Origin of the sequence: Streptomyces sp. P9-A2 (assembly GCF_036634175.1) — a bacterium.
GTDB classification, from domain to species: Bacteria; Actinomycetota; Actinomycetes; order Streptomycetales; family Streptomycetaceae; genus Streptomyces; species Streptomyces pratens.
Genome location: NZ_JAZIFX010000001.1, coordinates 2,030,069 through 2,051,956, shown reverse-complemented (window position 1 = coordinate 2,051,956; position 21,888 = coordinate 2,030,069). Strand labels below are relative to the sequence as shown.

Below are 21,888 nucleotides of genomic sequence, written 5' to 3'. Positions count from 1 at the left end.
ACCGATCGAATCCGGCCGTGAACGGTCCGGACCGGGCGGCAACGACCATCCCTTCCTCCGGCCGGCCCGCCCCGGGTCAGCGGAGCCCGGTGACCGGCTCCCCGTTCTCCAGGGTGCCCTCGAGGTCGGCCTGGGCCCCCTGTTCGGCCTCGAGGGTCAGCAGGTTGCCCTGAGCGGTGCCCTCGACCCCGCCCGTCGCGGTGACCGACGTGGTGCCGCGGCTGCCGGCGGCCAGCAGGTACCAGGTGCCCGCCCCGGACTTCCACAGCACCCCGGCCAGCACCCGCGGCTCCCGCTCCCCGCACTGCGGTACGTCCTCGGCCTGGGCCGCCACCACCCCGGACGGTCCGCCCGGCGTGTGGAACTGAGCCTGTACCCGGGTACCGCCGCCCCGCCAGGTCTCGGCCCGGGTGCACACCCAGGCCGCCGAACCTCCCCCGTCCCCCGGGCGGGGAGACCCCACGCCGGCGTCGCTCGCGTCCGGCAGCGGCTGCTCGGCGAACGCCCACGCGTTCACGCTCCGTACGCCCGCCGAGCGCATCGACGCCAGCGAGCAGGCGAACGGCGACCATGTGCGCGATACCTCGGCACCGGCGGACTCACGGGCGGGCCCATCGGCGGACTCACCGCCAGTCTCACGGGCCGCCCCCGGCCGCCCCGCGGTCAGCACGGCCGGAACCAGCTCGCCGAGGTCGGTCATCAGCCGGGTGCCGGCGTCGTCGGTCAGCTCCAGCACATTCCACGAGGCGCACGAGCCGGGCTTCGGGGCCGGGCCGGCCAGCGGCGAGGTCACACCGCCGGTGAGCGAGAGGTCCGCCGCGTCCACGCCGGGCTCGCGCAGGTCCCGCACACCCGCCGCACGGACCCAGGGCGCCGTCAGATAGCGGATGTTGCCGTCGGACCGGCCCAGTACCAGCGCGCTCGCCCCGGCCCGGTCCGCGCCGTCGACCCGGGCGAAGTCGAGGGCGGCACCCTCTGCGCCCTCGGCGCCGTCCACGGGCTCGGCGTACCTGGCGATGCGCAGACCGTCGTGGAGGACCACCACGCGCGCGTTGTCGACCACCCCGGCGTACAGCAGCTGGGGCGGCCCGGCCGGACCGCCGGACGGGGTGCCCGGCGTCGCCGACACCCGCACCCGCTCACCGGGCCGGGCCCACACGGCGAGGGCACGGCGCAGCAGGCCCGCGTCGCCGGCCAGGTCGCCGCGGGCCGGCCACACGGAGAAGTCGGTACGCGCGGAGGTCTTCCAGACGCTGGGGGAGACCTGGGTCAGCTTCCCCGGGTCCAGGGCAGCCTGCGCGGCCCGGTTCAGCGCGTACGGCGGCGCGGCGGCACCTTCGGGGCCCCAGCCGTCGTCCGGCAGCCCGAACAGCGCACCGCAGACGACGAGCGCGGCCCCGGCGGCCAGTACGGCCTTCAGGCGCCTGCGGCGCCGCACCAGATCGGTGGGCCGGGCCTGGAGCGAACAAGGGTCGAACGCGGGAGAGCCGAGCAGCCGGTCCTCGGCCGGCACCCGGTCGGCCTCGCGCAGCGCCCCCGCGGCGTCGGCCACACCCGCGTCGGTGAGCACCGTGCGGACGTCGTCGTCCGAAAGCCGCTCCGGACCGCGCAGCACCCAGGCGGCGCGGGCCGGGCCGGACAGGGCGGACAGTCTTTGCTCCAGGGCGAGTTCGTCGGCGCCTCCGGACCGGGGGAACAGACGCAGTCCCCATACCTGGGGCAGCGGCGGCGGCAGCGGGGGCAGGGCCGGCAGCCCGGTCCGCTTGCGCCGTGTCCCGCGCCTGCGCGACGGGCCCGCCCGCAGCGCGGTACGCACCACCTGGAGCCTGACCAGCGCGTACCCGGGGTCACCGGCACGGTCGTCGGCCCAGGCGGGCCGGGCGGCCTGGGCGGGCCGCTCCGGCCGCCGCCCGGAGCGGGCGGAGTGCGCGGCCCGGCCGCCGGCGGACTGCCGGGGCTGGGCGGGGATCGCCGGCGCCGCGGTGCGGCCGCGGGGCAGCGCGCGCTGGACCAGGGCGTGCGCGGTCAGCACCCGCCTGCCCCGGCCGCCCGGCTCCGACGGCAGCATCAGGTACGCGAGCCGGACGAGCCGCGGATAGTGCTCGACGAGGGCGGCCTCGGCCTGCCCGACGTCGACGAGCGGTCCGTCGGGGGAAGGGGGCGCGGGGCGCTTGGCGGCATGCTGTGACTGCACGGTAGGCAGAACGAGCGATGCGCCCGTAGGTCACCGATTGAGTACTTCCGGGCCCCCGAACCGTATCGAAGGCGGAGAGCCCCTCGCCGGGGCTCCGTGCGGCATGTCGCCGGAAGGACCGGAGGAACTCATGAGGCTGACCCGACCGATGCTCGCGCTGACCGGCGCGGTGGCGGTACTGGCGCTGGCGGGCTGCGGGTCCGGCGGTGAGGAAACGAACGGCGACGGGAAGAGCGAGGCGCCGGTCATGGCCACCGGCAGCCTGGAACACCTGGCGGCCGAGGTGAAGTGCGAGCCGAACATGCAGACCGACGCCGACACGATCCGCCAGGCCATCTGCGAGAAGGGCAAGGAGAAGTACGTCCTCGCCACCTTCGCCACCGACCGCGGCCAGCGCGAGTGGATCGAGACGGCCAAGGACTACGGCGGCTTCTACCTCGTCGGCCGCAAGTGGGTCGCCGTCGGTGAGGAGAACGTGCTCGAGGACCTGCGGGGCCGGCTCGGCGGCGACGTGGAGGAGGGCATCGACCACAGCAACATGGACCACGGCGGCGGCGCGCATCCGTCCGGCCCGGCGGGGGAGAAGAAAGAGGGCGGGCACTCCGGCCACGCCGGGCACGAGGGCTGAAGCCGAGCCGGGAGCCCGGAGCCGGGAGTCCGGAGTCCGGAGTCCGGACGAGCACACCGGACAGCCGGGAACACCGGGAACACGGAAAGGGCCGGTGGCGGGATTCCCGCCACCGGCCCTTTCACCTCACCGGTCCTTCTCAGTGGGTGACCGAGGGGACTACGTGCACTTCTTGCCCGTGTTGATGCACTTGACCATCTTGTTCATCAGGCTCTCGTCCATGACGTTGATGAAGTCGTTGTGGTCGGTGATCGGCTTGTGCAGCTGCTCCGGGAAGCTGTCCACGGCGTACGGGTTCTTCACCTGACCGTTCTCGATGGTCGGGGTGGGAACGTCGTACACCAGGCGGACCTGGAGCTGCGGGATGGCCTTGAAACCGTTCGCGCAGCTGCCGTCCGCCTGGACGAACGCCACGTGGGCGCGGTGGTTGGCGCTGTCGGTGTTCTGTCCGTCCCAGCAGCTCTGGAAGTTGGACGTGCGCACGAGCTGGCTGCCCTCGGGGCACAGCACGTACTTGTCCGTGGACTGGCGGTCCTCGAAGCCGGTGCAGCTGTACGAGGTGTTGGCGTTCGCGAGACCGTTGGTGAACGCCTTGGCGTCACCGGTGATGATGCGCATGAGCTTCGGGATCGCGACGACCTTGCTCCGCTTGTTGCCGACCCACCGGAGCTGGGCCTCCTGAGCCTGCAGGATCTTGCCGACGTTGCCCTCGGCGCCACCGCCCTGGTCGGCCGCGTCGAACTCCTGGGTGCCGTCCTGCACGCGCAGCACCGGCCAGAAGTACGAGGACTTGTCGCCCTGGTTCTGGCAGCTGGTCTCGGCGGCGACCAGGTCGTCGTCGCTGGAGAGCGAGCTGTTGCTCTGGTTGCCCACGTAGTCGTGCATGTGGTGCGCGCCGTTCGCGACACCGGGGGCCACGATGATGTTGTCGCTGTTGTACAGCTCGTTCTCGTTGACACCGCACTTCGTGGTGAAGCTGCCCTTGGAGCCGGACCTGCCGTTGGCGGCCAGACCGTTCGGCAGGTTCCGCGAGTTCGGCTGGACGTCGTTGATGTTGACGAAGTCCTCGGCGAACGGGCCCGCGGCGCCGTTGCCGTTGTCGTTCGGGGTCTGGCCCTCGCCCTGGTCCTGGCCGCCGTCGTTCTGACCGCCGTCGTTCTGACCGTCGCCCTGGTCCTGACCGTTGTCCTGGCCACCGCCGTCCTGGCCGTCACCGTTCTGACCGTCGGTCGGCAGCGGCTGGTCGGCGGGGCGGCCGGAGCAGGAGGCGAGTTCGTCCAGGTTCCCGGGAGCCTGACCGCCCGCGCGGGTGATCTGCAGCTTGATCCGGTCGATGAGCGCCTTACGCCGGTCCTTGAGCGGACCCAGAATGGTGTTCTGGACGTACCGCGAGTCCCCGGCCTGAGCCCGGCGGGTGGTGACCAGGCTCTGATAGGCGTCGGTGATCTGCTGGTCCATCGAGGCCAGTTCGCCGTCGACCTCACCGCGGGCCGGGTCCGGCACGTCGGGGAGCTGCTGGCCCACGTCCGGGCAGTCGATCGTGGCGATCTGCTGTGCCGCGTTCGCCTTCGTCTGATTCTGCGACTGGTTCGACTCGCCGGCCGAAGCGTAGAAGTTCGCCCAGACCAGCCCGCCCCCACCGAGCGCCAGGACCGCCGTCCCGGCCACGGCCTTGGCGGCCAACGGCATACGGCGTTTTCTTGTATTGCGTCCCATCATTCTCCTCGCAAGGGGGCTCTCGGCCTTCCCGGTGCTCTGGTAGTTCGCGCTGTGCCCCGCAAAAGGGGGTCGGTTCGAGTTGGACCGCAGTCTTCGGTTGGAAGCCCGCCGCCTCAGCGGTGGGTGGAGTCACTGAACTCCTCTGACTTCGCTGAGGAGCACCCCCTTACGGGTATCGAATCGCCCGACAGAAGCGGAGCGGCTCCCTTGAATACGGGAGCCGCCCCGGGGGTGTTCATCCGTAACGGAAATCGATGAGAAGTTCCTGCCGGCGCACTGGTTTCAACAGCCCCTGGAGTACCGGGGGTTGTTGATCGACCACGTGGGGTGCGTGACCGGGTCCCCTTTCGCCTGCCCTGGCCGAGATGGGCGAGAACCGCCGGCACCCGCCGGTTGTCGTCGTCCGAGACCTCCAGGCCCGGTTCGGCGAAGATGTTCGAGGTGTGCTTGGCGATGGCGCGCTCCGTCACCACCAGCTTGCCGGCGATCGCCGCGTCGGACCGGCCCTGGGCCGTTTCGGAAGGCCCTTGGTGTGTCGTTCACGCCCGCCGCCCCTCTTGGTGCCCCTGCTCCCGGCCGCCGAACCCATGGCCGCCGAACCCATGGCCTCCGAACTCATGGCCTCCGAACTCATGGCCACCAACCTCCCGGCCTCCGCGCTCGTGGGGTCCGTGGCCGTTGTGGCACCGCTCATGCGGCCCGTGGTCCCGCGCCTTGTGGTCATGACGTCAGAGTCCGGCCGAGCGGCGGCACCCGGTCCCGGGCCGAACTCCCCGACACCGGGGTGGTGTTGCCTACATCTTCTCCCCGCCTCCGCCCTTCTCCCCGATCTCCGCGAGCACCTTCGCCTCCGTCTCCGGGTCGAGCCCCTTGGCCGTCCGGTCCTGGCGTTGGGGCGCGGCCCCGTCGAGGTCCTGGAGCCAGCGCCAGGTGTCGGCCACGGTCTCGGTGGCGGGACGGCAGCGCAGCCCCGTCGCGAGCGCCCGGGAGACGTCCGAGGCGTGCATCGCGTCGTGCGCCTCGCTGCCCGGCGGCACCCAGACCGGCAGCTGCGTCCACGGTTCGATGCCCGCCCGCAGGATCGTCTCCGGTGCGGTCCACCGCAGCTCGGCCGTGCCCCCCGTCACCTCCGCGCACGCCTCCAGCAGCGTGCCCATCGTCTCGTGCCCCGGCGGGCCGGTCAGGTTGTACGGCCCGCCGATCCCCTGCTCGGCCGCCCCGAGGATCCACTCGGCCAGGTCGCGGACGTCGACGTACTGGAGGGGCAGGTCACGCGGCCCCGGGGCGAGGACCGGGCCGCCGCGGGCCATCCGGTTCAGCCACCAGGGCAGCCGGCCGACGTTCTCGTACGGCCCGAGGATCAGCCCCGCCCGCACCAGCACCGACCGGTCGGCGCCGAAGGCGTCCACGGCGGCCAGTTCGCCGCCCCGCTTGTCCCGCGCGTAGTCGGTGCGATCGGCGTCCGCGCGGGCGCCCGCTACCAGGGGGGCCTCCTCGGTGGCTCCGGCGGGCGCGGGCCACTCGTACACCGAGCGGCTCGACACGTACACGTACCGGCCGGCACGGTCCCGCAGCAGCCGCGCCGTGTCACGGACGGCCCGCGGGGCCGCCGACCAGGTGTCGACGACGACGTCCCACGTGCCGTCCGCCTCGTCCAGGGCGGCCAGGCCGTCGACGGCGGTGCGGTCGCCCAGCAGCGACCGCACGCCCGGCACGGCCGCGTGCCGCCCCCGGTGGAAGACGGTCACCTCCCAGCCCCGCCCCAGGGCCGCCTCCACGACGGCCCGTCCCGCGAACTCCGTACCACCCAGCACCAGAAGCCTCATACGTCGGACTCTGCCGGACCGGGTGGCGTGAGGGAACAGGGATCTGCCGAGGGCAGAGCGACGGTGACTCAGGGGGTGTACTTGTAACCGACCCGGCGCACGGTCTGGATCGTGCCCCGGTGCTCCGCGCCCAGTTTGCGGCGCAGCCGGGCGATGTGGACGTCGACGGTGCGGCCGTCGCCCACATGGCCGTAGCCCCAGACCGTGGCGACCAGGTGGTCGCGGCTGTGCACCCGGTTCGGATGGGCCACGAGATGGGCGAGCAGCTCGAACTCCAGGTAGGTGAGGTCGAGTTGCCGACCGTCTACCTCGGTGGTGCGCTGCACGGTGTCGACCCGGATCCGCTGGGTGGCGGTGGCGCCGGCGCCGGCGTCGGCGGCGGGTGCGGCCGCGGAAGCCGTGCCGGGGTGCTGGGCGGTTCCGGGGCCCGGGACCGCCACCGGGAACGGCGGCCGCTGGTCGGCGGGGACCAGCACCAGGTAGCCGACCATCGGCGGATGTCCGGGCAGGGCGGGCAGGCTGTGCTGCGGCGCGGGCAGCCAGGTGGCCCCCGGCGGAAGCAGGTCGGCGACGGTGACCACCTCGTCCGGGGCGACGGCCCGCAGCCGGTGACGCGGATGACCGTTCACCGACGCGGTGCGGGACGCGTGGGGTGAGGTGTTGAGAGGGGCGCCCAGCGGGGCGGGGGAGGCGGAGGGGGCCGCGGAGACGGTGGTGGCCGCGTCGGCCGCGGCGGAGACAGGACGAGTGGTCGCCATGAGGAGTCAGCTCTTTCGCGCGAAGGGTTCGTCGAGAGGCTCGACGGCCGCGGGATCGTGGCCGGGCTCGTCGAGGACGTACGCGGTGCGCGCCGGTGGAAGGCCGGGATGTACGGCGTCAGAGGGCCGGCGCGGTCGTCGCGCGGCAACACTCCCGGTCGAAGTCGTCGTGCTGACGGGAGGGCCAGAAGGGCTCGAGGTCATGGCGACCCGTCGCGATGAGCTCCCGGAAACCGTCCATGCCCCCATTGAAGCAGACCCCGGGCCCCAGCAGGAGCCTCGTTCACGGCATGGACGCCCGGGGCGGTCCGAAACCCGACGAAGCGAGGGGCACCCGGTGGACGGGCATCCCTCGCCTCACCAGCGGGTGTCGGGGGAGAGATCGAGCCGGCCGGCACGCAGCTTGCCAACAGGCGATTTCCCGACCATCGCCCGAGTGTGAACCCCGTGTCACCGGCGACGGTTGTCCCCGGATCACCCTGTGAGCACGGCGTGCAGGGGGCGACTCGTAGGGGACGGGATCACGTGAGGAGGCCGTACACGACAGGGCTGTACACGACTGGACCGTACGACCGGGCAGGCACGACCGGGCGGTACGACGGGCCGTACGCGACAGCCGCCGCACGGCGGTCCGCACACGACAGAGAGCCCTCCTCCGCTCTCGACGGCGGTCGAGCGGGGGAGGGCTCCCACCCCGGGCGCGACCGGGCGGAGGCGCGCTGCGGCACGCCCCGCTCCCCGAACTTGGTCTGCGCCTCAGGGGGCTTTTACGAGTGCTTCCGGGTTCCGGGCCTGCCCCCGGGTCTCAGCCCACCTTCTCGATGAGCGCCCGGCGGATCAGGAACTTGCCGGGCTCCCGGACCTGCTCGAAGGCCGCGTTGTTGAGCAGGGCACAGCTGCCGGACACGCCGGTGACCTCGACGGTCGTGGACTTGTTGTTGTCCAGGTTGGTGACCTTCAACTTGGTCCCGGCCGGGAACTGGTTGCTGGACGCCGCCGGGGCGCCGTCCTCGCCGGAGAGGGTGATCGTGGAGCCGTTGCACACCTGCTCACCGGAGGCCGCCGCGCCGCCGCCGCCCGGGTTCTGCGCGGCGTCGTCCCCGCCCGCCTGCTCGTCCCCGCCGGCCTGCTCGTCCCCGCCGGCCTGCTCGTCCGGGGCGGGCTGCTCGGGCTGCGCAGGCTGCTGGGGCTGTGCGGGCTGGGAGTCCTGAGCCGACTCCCCAACCGTGCACCCGGAGGCTTCCTGCTTGAGCTCGATCTCGGCGATGACCGCTTCGCGGTTGGCGATCCGCGCCTCGGACAGCGCGTCGGGAGCGGCCCGTTGCCCCTCGATGAACTTCTGGTTGTTGCCGAGCGCGGTGGCGAGGCCCTGACAGACGGTCGAGTCGGCCGCCGACTTGGTGGTGGGCGCCTGGGAGGCGTTCGACGTGCTCGCCATGACGAAGGCACCGCCACCGGCCACCGTCACCGCGCTCACCAGCAGCGCGATCTTCTTCTTGGGGCCGAGCGTTCTCCTGCGCGACATGCGCGCCTCCTGAAACGGTAGGGGAGCGTACGCCGCTATGTACGAGATCCCGAACGGAGTTGCTCAGCGCCCCGGCCAACTCTCCGAAGTGGCCTGTGTCACAAGGGAGTTGGTCTTCAGCGGGACAGGGCGTCCCGTACCGCCTCGTCGGTGCGGGCCACGACCGCCGTGCCGTCCTCGGCGGTGATGATCGGGCGCTGGATCAACTGGGGATGCTCGGAGAGCGCCGTGATCCAGCGCTCGCGCGATCCGTCGTCCCGCGGCCACTCCTTGAGCCCGAGCTCCTCGGCGGCGGCTTCCTGGGTGCGGGTGATGTCCCAGGGCTCCAGCCCGAGCCGCTCCAGCACCTCCCGGATCTCGTCCGGGCTCGGCACGTCCTCCAGGTAACGGCGGACGGTGTAGCCGGCACCCTCGGCGTCCAGCAGGCTGATGGCGCTCCGGCACTTGGAACAGGCCGGATTGATCCAGATCTCCATGCCGCCCACCGTACGCCCGGTCCGGCTCTGTTCGATTTCTCTCCGGCCTCACACGCCCCCTGCGGACCGGGTGTTCCGCGGCCACAATTTGCGGCCTCACCTGGGCATTCGATGGCTGCTTCGGGTTCCCCGAATGTCAGTGCCGGGCAGTAAACTAGGAGCAGTGTTCGAGGGTGTTGCCGGGGCCGGCGTGGATCCCGGTGGACACCCTGACCGCGACAGGAGGATCCCTGTGCCCGTTGCCGCACTCAAGCCGATGCCCATCCAGTCCACAGCGAAGCGTGCCGTCCAGCTCGAAATGCCCTGCGCGCCCGTGACGAAGCGGCCGCTGCCGCCGGGCCGCCCGCGGGATTGGTACGTGACGCACAACCGCCGCCTCAAGGCGATGCGGCTCGCCATCGCCCTGCTCGACTCCGGCGTCTACCTCCCCGACCAGGCCCGCAACGAGACGATACGCGGCGTGGCGAACCTGATCGGCATCCACACGCCGTCGGACACGACCTGCCACATGGTCCGGGCCTTCATGCGCTACAACCGCTGAGCCGGGCCCTGACCGGCGCCGGGTGCCCCCGATCCCCGGGGGTGCCCGGCCGCTCTGCGATCAGTACGGCCGGAAGTTGATGTAGCCGAGGAAGACGATCACTGCGGCGACGCAGCCGAGGACCACGGCGGTGGAGACCCAGGACGACGACGAGCGGCGGGACGCCCTGCGCTCCGGCTCGCCGCGGAACGGGACCGGGCCGGGAGGGTTGTCCTTCCAGCGTGCGGCGAGCATACGGGCGCGGGCCGACGGCTCCTTGTGCTCGGCCGTGTCCGCCCACTTGATGTCGAACTCGCGCTCCTCGTCGTTCCTCTCGGACATCCCCGTGACCTCTCTCGAACAACAGTGTCAGTTCAATCATCCCTCGCGGGGCTCACCGGGGAAAGCGGGTTCCGGACACACGTGGGCGCCTAGCTCCTGACCCGGGCAGATGGTCTCGTGGGGCGGTCAGGCGTCGTCGGGCCTGCCTCAGAAGGAGCCTTCCACGCAGCACCCCATCGTGATGACGGGCGTGAGCCGAGGGATCGGCCGCAGCACCGCCGGGCGCCGCCTCGCGGACGTCGCTCTCGGCGCGACCGGGGCGCCTACAGGCTCCTACGCCGACCGCGGCCGGGTGGCCAGGTCGTCGCAGGAGCCGTACGATCCGCGGCGCGAGGACGAACTCCGGTACGCCGCCGAACGGCTCACCGCCCCGACCGCCGTCGTGACGGAACCGATGTGGACCGAGGCGATGCCGACGGAGGCGACGCCTCCTCGGAGGACGTGACGTGCTGATCGATGACGGACGCGCTGCACCGTGTGCCAGCCGTCCGTCAGGTCACCTGGTCCTCTCGCGAAGTTGAGATGAACACCGTATCTTCCTCGCCGTTGCGGCCGGGAACGACGGCGAAGTCGCCTGTGACACGTCGCCGGCCGGCGCCTCCGGTGTGACCACGGTCGCAGCCTCCGACAAGAACGACAACGCTGCCTCCTTCCCCAACCACGGCTCGTGCGTGGAGCCTTACGCATCAGGCGTGGGCATCGCCTCCGCCTGGGTCCTCGGCGACACCAACGCCGTCAGCGGCACCTCCATGGCCAGCCCGCACGGTCGCGGGTGTCGGCGTGCTCCACAAGGGTGCGAACGGCGGCGCCTCCTCCACCGGCAACAGATGGATCACCAGCGACGCGACCAGCGGTGTGATCAAGAACAACCCCGCCGGCCCCCCGACCTGCTGCTGTTCGAGAACACCCTCTGATCGCTGCCGCGCCTGCCGTCCGGGCACGATGAACCCCGACGAGAAACGATCTCGTCGGGGTTCAAGGACAAGCTCAGCCGAGGTCCCTGGTCAGGTTGAACTGGTTGGCGAGTGCCGGTCGGTCTATCTTGATCTCCTTCGAGAAGGGCGTCTCGTTACCGTTGGGGGCCTTGCAGGTGACCGTTGCCATCGCCCTAGTCCCCCCGGTCTTCGGGATGTTGGGGAAGGTCACGCTGTACAGCGTGTCTGTGTCCTCGGTCCGGAGGGCGGTATTACGGGTGACCCCGTCCGTGGTGGTGATCGACACCCCGGTCGGGCTCGAGTTGTCGCCAAGCCCGAGGCAACTCACGGTTCCGACGACATTGACGGTCCCGCTGTTGACGTCTGCGTGCGCCGTGGTGCCGATCGCCATGGGCGCGGCGACTGCGAGCGAGGCCAGGGTGGCCATGGCTCCGAGAGTGGTCTTTGTGCGAGTAGACATTTCAGCCTCCATCGAGCGTTGATGTGCTTCGGGGCGGATCCGACGACCGTGCCGAGGCGATAAACGCAGGCCAAGGCGTGGGCACGATTGCGTGCAAGGTGCCGTCTGGGGGGATTGGAGTGCGCCTGCCATAGAGGGCGGCGCCTGACGTCACGCTGCTGGCTTTGGGGTCTGCGGCTGGCTTGTGCTCCGTGCTCCGCACTCCCGAGGCTTTTTGGGCGCTCAGCCGACTCCCCTGCAGCGGATGTTCCACTAACAACACTCATATGCTCCCGGCCATCCCGCAAGTGCTAGGCCAATCGGCTGGCTTTACCCGCCACGGCACTGGTGCGGCGTGCACCGCGCCTGGGCGGTCGGGGGCACCGGGCGCAGCCCTGGACAACAGGCCCACGATCACCATGGCCAAGCAGAAGGGCACGTGCCCGTCCTGCCTTCAACCATCACCGACCCTCTGTGGGAGCAGTTCCAAGCGCTGGTCCCGCGCCGCCAGGATCGTGTCCCGCCGAGTGGTGTAGGGGATCAACGTGGAAAGCTGCAGGTCGCGTCCAGGGTCTACCGATCGGTGACGGTCAGCTTATTGACGGACCGTCATGCCAGTCGCATCCCGGATCACCACCGCCGCGGAGCCCGTGAGCCTGACCTCGGGCGTAGGGCGGCAGAGATCCACCGCATCGGGCACCCATCAATCCCAGGCTGACATACCGTCACTCGATCTCACGCCCGGAAAGCCCTGACGTTGACGGTGACCTGCGGATTCGCGCCTTGATCGCCTACACCACTTGGTGGGACACCATCAAGGCATGGGCGGCCTGCTGATGGGACTCCAGCAGACGACGCAGATCGTCAAGTCGGTGCACGACACGGACCGACCCCAGCGTTGGGCTCGTACCGAGCAGCTCGTGCCCGACGCTCACCGCGGCGTAGGGTTCTCCCCGCCGAACGTGGACGTCAACGAGGACGATGCGGCTCAGTGCAAGAGATCGCGTTCGTCCCCCTTCCCGAAGCACCACCGCACTGCGCGGGAGGTACCGATCAGCCGGTCAGGGGCGGGTTGGCGGGGTCGGCCCCAGAATCGCACGGTACCGCGCCGGTAGCACCGTCCTGCCTGACCGTCAGGACTGGCGAGGGCCGCTCCCCCCGACCATGGGGGAGCGGCCCTCGCCGCGTTCTGATATCTGGCATCACGTCAGGGGACGGTGCGCACTCGGCGCCCAGGGGGCGGAAGACAAGCGGTGACGGACTTTCGCAGGTCACAGCCTGTTGCCAGGGCTTCAAGCCCAGGGCACACCCGGCCTGCCTCCTACACGTCGAAGTACAGCTCGAACTCGTGCGGGTGCGGGCGCAGGGCCAGCGGGGCGATCTCGGTGGTGCGCTTGAGGTCGATCCACGTCTCGATCAGGTCCGGCGTGAAGACGTCGCCCTGGAGGAGGAACTCGTGGTCGGCCTCGAGGCGGTCGAGGACGGCGCCGAGCGAGGTCGGGACCTGCGCCACGTTGGCGTGCTCCTCGGGGGCCAGCTCGTAGAGGTCCTTGTCGATCGGCTCGGCCGGCTCGATCTTGTTCTTGATGCCGTCCAGGCCGGCGAGCAGCAGCGCCGAGAACGCCAGGTACGGGTTGCCGGAGGCGTCCGGGGCGCGGAACTCGACGCGCTTGGCCTTCGGGTTCGAGCCGGTGATCGGGATGCGCATCGCGGCGGAACGGTTGCGCTGCGAGTACACCAGGTTCACCGGGGCCTCGAAGCCCGGCACCAGGCGGTGGTACGAGTTCACCGTCGGGTTGGTGAAGGCCAGCAGCGACGGGGCGTGCCGGAGGATGCCGCCGATGTAGTAGCGGGCCATGTCCGACAGGCCGGCGTAGCCCTGCTCGTCGTAGAACAGCGGGGTGCCGCCCGTCCACAGCGACTGGTGGACGTGCATGCCCGAGCCGTTGTCGCCGAAGATCGGCTTCGGCATGAAGGTCGCGGTCTTGCCGTTGCGCCAGGCGACGTTCTTCACGATGTACTTGAAGAGCTGCAGGTCGTCGGCGGCCGCGAGCAGGGTGTTGAACTTGTAGTTGATCTCGGCCTGGCCGGCCGTGCCCACCTCGTGGTGCTGGCGCTCGACCTTCAGGCCGGACCGGTCCAGCTCCAGGGAGATCTCGGCGCGCAGGTCGGCGAAGTGGTCGACCGGCGGGACCGGGAAGTAGCCGCCCTTGTAGCGGACCTTGTAACCGCGGTTGTCCTCCACCGCACCGGTGTTCCAGGCGCCCGCCTCGGAGTCGATGTGGTAGAAGGACTCGTTCGCCGAGGTGTTGAAGCGCACGCTGTCGAAGACGTAGAACTCGGCCTCGGGGCCGAAGAAGGCGGTGTCCGCGATGCCGGTGGAGGTGAGGTAGGCCTCGGCCTTCTTGGCGACGTTGCGCGGGTCGCGGGAGTACTGCTCGCCCGTGATCGGGTCGTGGATGAAGAAGTTGATGTTCAGCGTCTTGTCACGGCGGAACGGGTCGACCCTGGAGGTCGTGAGGTCCGCGCGCAGCGCCATGTCGGACTCGTGGATGGCCTGGAAGCCGCGGATCGAGGATCCGTCGAAGGCCAGTTCCTCATCGGGGTCGAACGCCTCAGCAGGCACCGTGAAGTGCTGCATCACGCCCGGGAGGTCGCAGAACCGGACGTCGACGAATTTGACGTCCTCGTCCGCGATGAACTTCTTGGCCTCGTCGGCGTTCTGGAACATCCAGCTCCTCCTACTCCCGACCGTCCCGCCGGGGTGGTAGATCGTTCGTGCGGCCAGTGCGGGCGGCCCACGCTGCACTCGACCCTAGGCAGGGGTGATTTCTCGTGCGTGACCCATTTGTTTCGCACAAGTTAACCGGCTCATCTCTCACGGTAGTCCGGTCGGGTCTCGCCGTCGCATCGTCGTTCTTCCCGGCCCTGGCCCGGCCCCGGCCCGGCCCCGGTCCCCGGGCCTTCCCCGGTCCACCCCACCCTCCGCCGGTCGTGCACGGGCGCAGTACCGTGGTCGGGTGGACAACAGGCAGGCAATCGGATCGTGGCTCTCCGGGCCGCGCGCGGCCCTCGAAGAGGCCGGCGCCGAGTTCGGATACCGGGGCGAGCAGCTGGGGCTTCCGGAGGACGGACCGGGCTCCATCGCCCCTCCGGGGCGCAGGATCGGCGCCCTGGCCGTCGACTGGGCGCTGTGCGTCCTGATCGCATACGGCCTCATCACCGACGGCTACGGGCAGAGCACCGGCAACTGGGCGCTTCTGCTGTTCTTCGCGCTGAGCGTCCTCACCGTCGGCACGGTCGGGTTCACTCCCGGAAAGCGCCTCTTCGGTCTGCGCGTCGTCGCCCTGGGAAGCGGCCGGGTCCAGCCGGTGCGCGGCCTGGTCCGCTCGGCGCTGCTCTGCCTGGCCGTCCCCGCCCTGATCTGGGACCGCGACGGCCGCGGTCTGCACGACCGGCTCGCCCGCACGGTCGAGGTGCGGGCCTGACGCCGAGGATGCCGGTACGACGAAGCCGGTACGGCGAGGAGGGGGCGCCCGGAGTCATTCCGGGCGCCCCCTCCTCGTGCAAGCGTCGTATACGGGGCCTCAGCGGGCCTTCGGGCCGCCCTTGGGGAGCTTCATACCCTTGGGCATCGGGCCCTTCGGGAGGGGCATGTTGCTCATCAGGTCGCCCAGCGCGCGCAGCCGGTCGTTGGTCGCGGTGACCTGCGGGCCCGTGAGGACACGGGGCAGCTTGAGCATGGTCGTGCGCAGCTTCTTCAGCTCGACCTGCCCCTCACCCGTGCCCACGATCATGTCGTGCACCGGCACGTCCGCGACGATGCGGTTCATCCGCTTCTTCTCGGCGGCGAGCAGGCTCTTCACCCGGTTCGGGTTGCCCTCGGCGATCAGTACGATGCCGGCCTTGCCGACCGCGCGGTGCACCACGTCCTGATTGCGGTTCATCGCCACGGCGGGGGTGGTGGTCCAGCCCCGGCCGACGTTGTCCAGTACGGCCGCGGCAGCGCCCGGCTGTCCCTCCATCTGCCCGAAGGCCGCTCGCTCGGCCCTGCGCCCGAAAATGATCGCCGTCGCGAGGAAGGCGAGCAGGAAGCCCAGGATGCCGAGATAGATGGGGTGACCGATCAAGAAACCGATCGCGAGGAAGACACCGAAGGTGACAATTCCGACAGCTGCGAGTACAAGACCGATCTTTTTGTCGGCCCTGCGGGTCATCTTGTAGGTCAGAGCGATCTGCTTCAGTCGCCCGGGGTTCGCAGCGTCCGCTGCGGTTTCCTTCCTCGCCATGCCACGAAGTCTACGTGCCCTCTGGAGCGAGGACGACGGCAGTGTCCGTGAGGGGCCGGGCGGAGGCCGGGCACCGCGCGGGGAGTGGGCGCGGAACCGGCATCGGGGCGGAACCTGGTGGGGACAGGCGGAGTCCGGGAAGCGGGGAGAGGGATCAGAGGCTGGTGACGGTCGGGGACCGGTCGAGTACGCGCTGTGCCTCGACCCGGTCCTTGGCGCGACGGCGGTCCTCCAGCACGGAGGTCCAGGCGTTACGGCGGGCGGTGCGCTGACCGCCGCTCATCAGAAGTGACTCGACAGCGCGCAGGGCGGTGCCGAAGGACGGAATGGCGGTGGCGCGGACGGGCGCGGCCTGCATGGTGGAGGTCCCCCCTCGAAACGTCTTCGGGTATGGGAGTACGTGGTGTGATTCCAGGGTCACTGATTGGTGTTACCAGGGCGTGACCCCTCGGTCAAACGGAGATGAAGCCGAGGTTCGAGCCCCGCGGAAGCCGACGCGGCCCCGGCGTACGCCCTCATCTGCGAGGACGGCCGGGGCCGCTTCTTCTCGGCCATTACTGGTCAGTAGTATCTTGTGCGTGAGTTCACACGGATGCCTCACCCGGTGCTGGAACGGGCGGGGACGTGGCGTCAGACGGCCTGCGCCGCGACGTACGTACCGCGCTTCTCGACCGCCATCTGATACAGGCGGCCGGCGCGGTACGAGGAGCGGACCAGCGGGCCGGACATCACACCGGAGAAGCCGATCTGCTCGGCCTCCTCCTTCAGCTCCACGAACTCGTGCGGCTTCACCCAGCGGTCGACGGGGTGGTGGCGCACCGACGGACGCAGGTACTGCGTGATGGTGACGAGCTCACAGCCGGCGTCGTGCAGCTGCCGGAGCGCCTCGCCGACCTCCTCGCGGGTCTCGCCCATGCCGAGGATCAGGTTCGACTTGGTGACCAGGCCGTAGTCCCGGGCGGCGGTGATGACCTCCAGGGAGCGGTCGTAACGGAAGCCGGGGCGGATCCGCTTGAAGATGCGGGGCACGGTCTCGACGTTGTGCGCGAACACCTCGGGGCGGGAGGAGAAGACCTCAGCCAGCTGCTCGGGGACCGCGTTGAAGTCGGGGGCCAGCAGCTCGACCTTGGTGCGGCCGTCCGCGCGCTCGGCGGTCTGCGCGTGGATCTGGCGCACGGTCTCGGCGTACAGCCAGGCGCCGCCGTCCTCCAGGTCGTCGCGGGCGACGCCGGTGATGGTGGCGTAGTTCAGGTCCATGGTGACCACGGACTCGCCCACGCGGCGCGGTTCGTCCCGGTCGAGGGCCTCAGGCTTGCCGGTGTCGATCTGGCAGAAGTCACAGCGCCGGGTGCACTGGTCGCCGCCGATGAGGAAGGTCGCCTCGCGGTCCTCCCAGCACTCGTAGATGTTCGGGCAGCCGGCTTCCTGGCAGACCGTGTGCAGTCCCTCGCTCTTGACGAGGTTCTGCATCTTCGTGTACTCGGGCCCCATCTTCGCCCGTGTCTTGATCCACTCGGGCTTGCGCTCGATGGGGGTCTGGCTGTTGCGGACCTCCAGGCGCAGCATCTTGCGTCCGTCGGGTGCGACTGCGGACACATCGGCTCCCTAGCTTCGATTCTTCGGCGTACACCAGGGTACGCCCGTGTTTGTCGGGCCTGGCGGTCAGGCCAACCTCCGAGGCGCGGGGCGCATTCCCGGACGCGAGGCCGGGGCCTCTCGTCCGGACCGGGCCGGCCCGGTCCGGATCAGGCGCTCGCGCGGACGATCTCCCGGGGCTTCGGGTCGGCGTGCTCCAGGATGTCGCGCAGGTGGCGCTCGACGACCGGGAGCGCCTCGTCGATCGTGATGTCGCGGCCCAGTTCGGCCGCGAGGGAGGTGACGCCCGCGTCGCGGATGCCGCACGGGATGATCCGGTCGAACCACTTGTTGTCCGGCTGCACGTTGTACGAGAAGCCGTGCATGGTGACGCCCTTGGCCACCCTGATCCCGATGGCGGCGAGCTTGCGGTCCTCGCGGCGCTGGCCGGCGTTGGAGGGCGCGTACTCGGGGCCGTTCAGCCGCGGGTCGAACTCCTCGTCGGTCAGGCGGGGGTCGAAGTCGAGGGAGAGGCCCGCCCGTCGCCCGCCGCCACCCTCGGCCGAAGCGCTGCGCGCCGCCCCTCCATAGCGCGCCGGACGCTGTTCGACCGGGTCGCCCAGCACCCACACCCCGCTGCGGCCCTCGATGCGGGTGGCGGTCACGCCGAACTCCGCGGAGGCGCGGATCAGAGCCTCCTCCAGGCGCCGCACGTGTGCCACCACGTCCACCGGGCGGGGCAGCTTCTGGATCGGGTAGCCCACCAGCTGGCCGGGACCGTGCCAGGTGATCTTGCCGCCGCGGTCCACGTCGATGACCGGGGTGCCGTCGAGAGGGCGCTCGCTGTCCTGGGTGCGCCGGCCGGCCGTGTAGACCGGGGGGTGCTCCAGCAGGATCACGGTGTCGGGCACCTCGTCGGCGAACCGCGCCGCGTGCACCCGGCGCTGTTCGTCCCAGGCCACCTGGTAGTCGACGGACTCGGTTCCGAAACCCATTCGGACGAACCGCAACTCACTCACGGCAAGCGCCTCCCCAGACGGTAGTAAGGCAGTAAGGCAGTAAGGCAGTAAGGCAAACAAGCGGTAAGGCGTGAAACGTGCCCAAGCAACTGTACGACCGTGCGGCCGGTCGCCGTCCGTCGTCAGCCGTGAGGTCAATCCTCACACGATCGGATGAATGCGGATCGAAGGCCGCAACCGAGCGTTCACTCTCCGCTACATTCGCGCCGTTCGGCAGGTCATAAGAGCTGCTCACGGATGCGCATCGGCTGCTCATGGGCCATCCGGGCACCACCACGTTCACCGGAAGGCAGGAGACCGCACCGCAGATGTCGGAACGACCCGCGCAGCGCACCCCCAACCGCCAGCTCGCCGCGCTCATCGCAGAAGCGGGGTTCTCCAACGCGGGACTCGCCCGTCGCGTGGACCAGCTCGGTCTCGAACACGGGCTCGACCTGAGATACGACAAGACCTCCGTCACCCGCTGGCTGCGTGGGCAGCAGCCCAGGGGCACCACACCCGCGCTCATCGCCGAGGTCTTCACCCGGCGCCTCGGCCGCAGGCTCACGGCCCAGGACCTCGGCCTGGACGCCTGTGCCCCCGTCTACGCGGGCCTGGAGTTCGCCGCCGCCCCCGACGAGGCCATCGACATCGTCAGCGGGCTGTGGCGCAAGGACTCCGGCAGTCACGCCGAGCTGCGCAAGATCGCCTTCACCTCGGCCGGGCTCGTCGTGCCCAGCCGGGACTGGCTCATCGGCCGCGCCGACGAGAAGGTGGCCCGCGCCGAGCCACCGCTCCGCGTTCCCGCCCAGATCCGGTCGGCGGGCGGGCCGGCGGGGCGGCCGCCAGGGTTCGCCGCCCGCCGCCGGCACGCCGCCGAACGCGGTCCCGGCCAGCGGGTCACCGGCGGCGACATCGCCGCCCTGCGCTCGGTGAGCGAGTTGTTCCGCACCCTCGACGACGCCTACGGCGGCGGCCACGCCCGCCAGGCCCTGGTGCGCTACCTGGAGCACGAGTGCGAGCCGATGCTGCGCGGCAGCTACGGCGAACAGACCGGACGCCGCCTGTTCGCCGCCGTCGCCGACCTGACCCGGCTGGCCGGCTGGACGTCGTACGACATCGGCGCGCACGGGCTTGCCCAGCGCTACTTCGTCCAGGCGCTCCGCCTCTCCCAGGCGGCCGCGGACCGGGCCTACGGCGCGTACGTCCTGGTCACCATGAGCCGACAGGCCGTCTACCTCGGCCACGGCCGGGAGGCCGTGCAACTGGCGCGGGTGGCCCAGCAGGGTGCGGGCGGCTCCACCCCGCCCCTGGTGCAGGCCCTGCTGCACGCCGTGGAGGCGCGCGGGCACGGGGTGCTCGGTGAGGTCCGTGCCTGCACCGCGGCGCTGGTACGCGCCGAACGAGCCCTGGAGAGCGCCCGGCCCGGCGACGAGGTCCCGCACTGGGTGCGCTTCTTCGACGAGGCCCAGCTCGCGGACGAGTTCGGCCACTGCCACCGCGACCTCCAGCAGTTCCGGGCCGCCGCCCAGCACGCGGAGCGCTCGCTGCAACTGCGCGCCCCCGGCTACGCCCGCAGCCGCCTGTTCTGCCGGGTCGTCCTCGCCACCGCGCGCCTCGGTCTCGGCGAACTCGACCAGGCCTGCCTCATCGCCGCCGAGGCGGCGGGCCAGGCCGCCGAGATGCGCTCGGTACGGGCCGTGGAGTACGTCCGCGACTTCGAACGCCGCCTGGAGCCCTACCGCGACGCGGCACCGGTCCGCGTCTACCGGGACAGGATCGCGGCGTACGGCTGAGCGGCGACGCCGAGGGGCGCGGGCGGAGGGGCGCGGGCCGAGCGGCCACGGTGGCTACGCGCCCCTCGGCCGCCGCAGCCACCACCGGGCCACGGGATCCGGCAAGAGGGCCGCAGGGAGGCCGCCGGAGAGCCGCCTGACGCCTCGTGGAGGGACTGACGGCTCCCCGGGCTGCCCGGACCCCGGCTCCCGGCTGCCCGGGTCCGGACAAGCCCCGTGCGCCGGTGGAGGGCGGGGTGTCCGGCCAGGAGACGGCGGGGCGGCGCGGGGCGCCGTCCCGCCCGCCGGGGCGGTCAGGCCGCCCGGGCCGTCGGAAGGGGGTCGGCCGTGTGCAGGGGGCGGTCCGCGCCCAGGTCCGCCAGGATCGCGGTCGAGGCGCGGCGGCCCGAGTGCAGGGCGCCCTGCACGGTGCTGGTGTCGCGGTGGTCGCCGCACACGTACAGGCCCGCCAGCAGCCGTACCGGGCGGCGCAGATCGTGCGGCGGAGGCGTCGCCGGCACGGCGTCGGCGGTGTGGTGGACCGCCAGTGTCTCCCAGCGCGCCGTCGGCATGCCGTACAGCCTGGACAGGTGCACGCGTACGTCCGCGTCGACCTGCGCTCCGGGTGGGCCCAGCACCGTGGACGACACCAGCGCGCGGCCGGCCGGGGCCCGGGACGGGTCGACCCGGCTGACCACCGCCGTGTGCGTCACCGGGCCGCCCCGGTCGGCGTCCAGGAGCAGCGAGGTGCCGGTCTGCGGGGGCTCGTCGGTCGCGTGGTGCACCACCGTCACCGGGTGGAAGTCCGGCACCCGCAGGCCCGGCAGCAACTGCGCGGCGGCGCGCGCGTCCGTCGCGATCAGCACCGCGCGGCAGCGGAACTCGCCGTGCTCGGCGGTGGTCACCGACGTCGTCGAGACGGAGACGGCCCGGACGCCGGTGCGCACCGTGCCCGGGGGCAGCCCCCGCGCCAGCAGCTCCGGCAACGCCTCCGCGCCGCCCTCCGGCAGACACAGCCGCCCGGCCGCGAAGGCCCGCAGCGCGAGATCCGCGCACCGGCTCGACGTGGTGAGGTCCGGGTCGCACAACAGCGCGGCGAGCAGCGGACGGAGGAAGCCGTCGACGGTACGGGCCGGCAGGCCCCGGGCCGTCAGCGCCTCCGCGGCGGTCGACTCCGGCCGGGCCAGCAGCCGTTCCACCGGTGTGCCCGCGAGCCGGGTGAACGCGGCGCCCAGCCGGGCCTGGTCGACGGCGGTGCCCAGCGGGGCACCGGTCCGGCTCCGGGGTGTGGACACCTGCCGTCCGGGAACGGCCACCGGCCTCCTGGGCACCGACCCCGCCCGAGGGGCGCTCGCGAGGGCGCGCACCGCATGAAGTGCGCCCCTTGCGCCCCTCGCGCCGGTGGGCACGCCCGCGCGGTGGTGCCGTCCGTCGCTGTGCAGCAGGATCCCGGGCGCGAACGGGCGCAGTACGAGCCCCTCCACGCCCGCGGTCGGCCGCAGCTCGGGATACGCCGTGGACAGCAACTGCCCGACTCTGTCGAGCCGGAAGCCGTCGACCTTCTCCGTGGCCATCCGGCCGCCCACCGCGTGGGCGGCCTCCAGGACCACGGTGGTGACTCCTGCGCCGGTCAGGCGTCGCGCCGCGGAGAGTCCGGCGATCCCGGCCCCCACGACGACGACGTCCGCCTGGTACGTGGGCTCAAGCACGTGCCCCTCCTCGAGGTTGCGCGGACGCTGGAGACGTCATGCCCCCAACAGGCCCCAGGAATACCCGAGTTCTGCTCGAGGTTAGGTCCGGGAGGGCACCCGGGGAGTCGCGCATCGACAGGGGCACGGGCGCACGGCGGTCGCATACGCCCGCCGGACGACACACCACCGTCACCGAGG

Annotated in this window: 20 protein-coding genes and 1 pseudogene; 6 read left to right on the top strand and 15 right to left on the bottom strand. The window is 71.4% G+C overall.

The window, feature by feature from the left end; genetic code table 11:
* Positions 1–76 precede the first annotated feature (76 nt).
* Positions 77–2,194, bottom strand: coding sequence for a hypothetical protein (locus V4Y04_RS09260; RefSeq protein ID WP_332426921.1), 2,118 nt, complete (start codon positions 2,192–2,194; stop codon positions 77–79).
* Between the two features lie 130 nt (positions 2,195–2,324).
* On the opposite strand from V4Y04_RS09260, the gene V4Y04_RS09255 reads away from it, so the two are divergent.
* Positions 2,325–2,822: a hypothetical protein gene (locus V4Y04_RS09255; RefSeq protein ID WP_332426920.1), complete on the top strand. Its 498-nt coding sequence runs from the start codon at positions 2,325–2,327 to the stop codon at positions 2,820–2,822.
* Between the two features lie 159 nt (positions 2,823–2,981).
* Here the strand turns inward: V4Y04_RS09255 and V4Y04_RS09250 are convergent, their stop codons facing one another.
* The 6 genes and pseudogenes from V4Y04_RS09250 to V4Y04_RS09225 form a co-directional block, all read right to left on the bottom strand.
* Positions 2,982–4,538 (bottom strand): DUF1996 domain-containing protein, encoded by a 1,557-nt coding sequence (locus V4Y04_RS09250; protein ID WP_332426919.1) that lies wholly within the window; start codon positions 4,536–4,538, stop codon positions 2,982–2,984.
* A gap of 353 nt (positions 4,539–4,891) precedes the next feature.
* Positions 4,892–5,053 (bottom strand): annotated as a pseudogene (locus V4Y04_RS09245) (DNA-binding response regulator); the annotation flags it as partial.
* A gap of 282 nt (positions 5,054–5,335) precedes the next feature.
* Positions 5,336–6,367 carry an SDR family oxidoreductase gene (locus V4Y04_RS09240; protein ID WP_332426918.1) on the bottom strand — a complete coding sequence of 344 codons (1,032 nt, stop codon included), beginning with the start codon at positions 6,365–6,367 and terminating at the stop codon, positions 5,336–5,338.
* 68 nt (positions 6,368–6,435) lie between these two features.
* Positions 6,436–7,125, bottom strand: coding sequence for a winged helix-turn-helix domain-containing protein (locus V4Y04_RS09235; protein ID WP_332426917.1), 690 nt, complete (start codon positions 7,123–7,125; stop codon positions 6,436–6,438).
* An 805-nt stretch (positions 7,126–7,930) separates the two neighbouring features.
* Positions 7,931–8,650, bottom strand: coding sequence for a hypothetical protein (locus V4Y04_RS09230; RefSeq protein ID WP_332426914.1), 720 nt, complete (start codon positions 8,648–8,650; stop codon positions 7,931–7,933).
* Positions 8,651–8,766: 116 nt separating this feature from the next.
* Positions 8,767–9,126 carry an arsenate reductase family protein gene (locus V4Y04_RS09225; RefSeq protein WP_332426912.1) on the bottom strand — a complete coding sequence of 120 codons (360 nt, stop codon included), beginning with the start codon at positions 9,124–9,126 and terminating at the stop codon, positions 8,767–8,769.
* 232 nt (positions 9,127–9,358) lie between these two features.
* Between V4Y04_RS09225 and V4Y04_RS09220 the strand changes: the two genes are divergently transcribed.
* Positions 9,359–9,667: a hypothetical protein gene (locus tag V4Y04_RS09220; protein ID WP_332426910.1), complete on the top strand. Its 309-nt coding sequence runs from the start codon at positions 9,359–9,361 to the stop codon at positions 9,665–9,667.
* A 60-nt stretch (positions 9,668–9,727) separates the two neighbouring features.
* On the opposite strand, the gene V4Y04_RS09215 is transcribed toward V4Y04_RS09220, so the two are convergent.
* On the bottom strand, positions 9,728–9,988 hold the full coding sequence (locus tag V4Y04_RS09215; protein ID WP_332426909.1) for an SCO2583/SCO2584 N-terminal domain-containing protein: 261 nt from the start codon (positions 9,986–9,988) through the stop codon (positions 9,728–9,730).
* Positions 9,989–10,169: 181 nt separating this feature from the next.
* Here V4Y04_RS09215 and V4Y04_RS09210 point away from each other — a divergent pair, with 181 nt between their 5' ends.
* Both V4Y04_RS09210 and V4Y04_RS09205 read left to right on the top strand, forming a co-directional pair.
* Positions 10,170–10,433, top strand: coding sequence for a hypothetical protein (locus tag V4Y04_RS09210; RefSeq protein WP_332426907.1), 264 nt, complete (start codon positions 10,170–10,172; stop codon positions 10,431–10,433).
* Positions 10,434–10,521: 88 nt separating this feature from the next.
* Positions 10,522–10,902, top strand: a complete 381-nt coding sequence (locus tag V4Y04_RS09205; RefSeq protein ID WP_332432769.1) for a S8 family serine peptidase — start codon at positions 10,522–10,524, stop codon at positions 10,900–10,902.
* 73 nt (positions 10,903–10,975) lie between these two features.
* On the opposite strand, the gene V4Y04_RS09200 is transcribed toward V4Y04_RS09205, so the two are convergent.
* A complete protein-coding gene (locus tag V4Y04_RS09200) occupies positions 10,976–11,383 on the bottom strand; it encodes a hypothetical protein (RefSeq protein WP_332426905.1) in 408 nt (135 codons plus the stop codon).
* 1,300 nt (positions 11,384–12,683) lie between these two features.
* Positions 12,684–14,093, bottom strand: a complete 1,410-nt coding sequence (gene glnA / locus V4Y04_RS09195; RefSeq protein WP_332426904.1) for a type I glutamate--ammonia ligase — start codon at positions 14,091–14,093, stop codon at positions 12,684–12,686.
* Between the two features lie 289 nt (positions 14,094–14,382).
* Between glnA and V4Y04_RS09190 the strand changes: the two genes are divergently transcribed.
* The gene (locus V4Y04_RS09190) at positions 14,383–14,850 is read left to right on the top strand and encodes an RDD family protein (protein WP_332426902.1); all 468 of its coding nucleotides are present in this window, start codon (positions 14,383–14,385) and stop codon (positions 14,848–14,850) included.
* A 99-nt stretch (positions 14,851–14,949) separates the two neighbouring features.
* On the opposite strand, the gene V4Y04_RS09185 is transcribed toward V4Y04_RS09190, so the two are convergent.
* The 4 genes from V4Y04_RS09185 to lipB form a co-directional block, all read right to left on the bottom strand.
* Positions 14,950–15,651, bottom strand: coding sequence for a DUF4191 domain-containing protein (locus V4Y04_RS09185; RefSeq protein WP_332426900.1), 702 nt, complete (start codon positions 15,649–15,651; stop codon positions 14,950–14,952).
* Between the two features lie 154 nt (positions 15,652–15,805).
* Positions 15,806–16,009, bottom strand: coding sequence for an SCO2195 family GlnR-regulated protein (locus V4Y04_RS09180; protein WP_332426899.1), 204 nt, complete (start codon positions 16,007–16,009; stop codon positions 15,806–15,808).
* Positions 16,010–16,281: 272 nt separating this feature from the next.
* Complete coding sequence (gene lipA, locus V4Y04_RS09175) at positions 16,282–17,247, bottom strand: lipoyl synthase (protein WP_332426898.1); 966 nt, start codon at positions 17,245–17,247, stop codon at positions 16,282–16,284.
* 149 nt (positions 17,248–17,396) lie between these two features.
* The gene (gene lipB, locus V4Y04_RS09170) at positions 17,397–18,245 is read right to left on the bottom strand and encodes a lipoyl(octanoyl) transferase LipB (protein ID WP_332426897.1); all 849 of its coding nucleotides are present in this window, start codon (positions 18,243–18,245) and stop codon (positions 17,397–17,399) included.
* A gap of 308 nt (positions 18,246–18,553) precedes the next feature.
* On the opposite strand from lipB, the gene V4Y04_RS09165 reads away from it, so the two are divergent.
* The gene (locus V4Y04_RS09165; RefSeq protein ID WP_332426896.1) at positions 18,554–20,020 is read left to right on the top strand and encodes a regulator; all 1,467 of its coding nucleotides are present in this window, start codon (positions 18,554–18,556) and stop codon (positions 20,018–20,020) included.
* A 293-nt stretch (positions 20,021–20,313) separates the two neighbouring features.
* On the opposite strand, the gene V4Y04_RS09160 is transcribed toward V4Y04_RS09165, so the two are convergent.
* Positions 20,314–21,708, bottom strand: coding sequence for an NAD(P)/FAD-dependent oxidoreductase (locus tag V4Y04_RS09160; RefSeq protein ID WP_332426895.1), 1,395 nt, complete (start codon positions 21,706–21,708; stop codon positions 20,314–20,316).
* Positions 21,709–21,888: the final 180 nt, after the last annotated feature.

Excerpts from the sequence above, each read along its gene's own strand:
- V4Y04_RS09165 (WP_332426896.1), top strand. The coding sequence starts at position 18,554 with ATGTCGGAACGACCCGCGCAGCGCACCCCCAACCGCCAGCTCGCCGCG.
- V4Y04_RS09235 (WP_332426917.1), bottom strand. The coding sequence starts at position 7,125 with ATGGCGACCACTCGTCCTGTCTCCGCCGCGGCCGACGCGGCCACCACC.
- V4Y04_RS09200 (WP_332426905.1), bottom strand. The coding sequence starts at position 11,383 with ATGTCTACTCGCACAAAGACCACTCTCGGAGCCATGGCCACCCTGGCC.
- V4Y04_RS09255 (WP_332426920.1), top strand. The coding sequence starts at position 2,325 with ATGAGGCTGACCCGACCGATGCTCGCGCTGACCGGCGCGGTGGCGGTA.
- V4Y04_RS09240 (WP_332426918.1), bottom strand. The coding sequence starts at position 6,367 with ATGAGGCTTCTGGTGCTGGGTGGTACGGAGTTCGCGGGACGGGCCGTC.
- V4Y04_RS09225 (WP_332426912.1), bottom strand. The coding sequence starts at position 9,126 with ATGGAGATCTGGATCAATCCGGCCTGTTCCAAGTGCCGGAGCGCCATC.
- V4Y04_RS09230 (WP_332426914.1), bottom strand. The coding sequence starts at position 8,650 with ATGTCGCGCAGGAGAACGCTCGGCCCCAAGAAGAAGATCGCGCTGCTG.
- glnA (WP_332426904.1), bottom strand. The coding sequence starts at position 14,093 with ATGTTCCAGAACGCCGACGAGGCCAAGAAGTTCATCGCGGACGAGGAC.
- V4Y04_RS09210 (WP_332426907.1), top strand. The coding sequence starts at position 10,170 with ATGACGGGCGTGAGCCGAGGGATCGGCCGCAGCACCGCCGGGCGCCGC.
- V4Y04_RS09215 (WP_332426909.1), bottom strand. The coding sequence starts at position 9,988 with ATGTCCGAGAGGAACGACGAGGAGCGCGAGTTCGACATCAAGTGGGCG.
- V4Y04_RS09250 (WP_332426919.1), bottom strand. The coding sequence starts at position 4,538 with ATGGGACGCAATACAAGAAAACGCCGTATGCCGTTGGCCGCCAAGGCC.
- V4Y04_RS09180 (WP_332426899.1), bottom strand. The coding sequence starts at position 16,009 with ATGCAGGCCGCGCCCGTCCGCGCCACCGCCATTCCGTCCTTCGGCACC.
- V4Y04_RS09185 (WP_332426900.1), bottom strand. The coding sequence starts at position 15,651 with ATGGCGAGGAAGGAAACCGCAGCGGACGCTGCGAACCCCGGGCGACTG.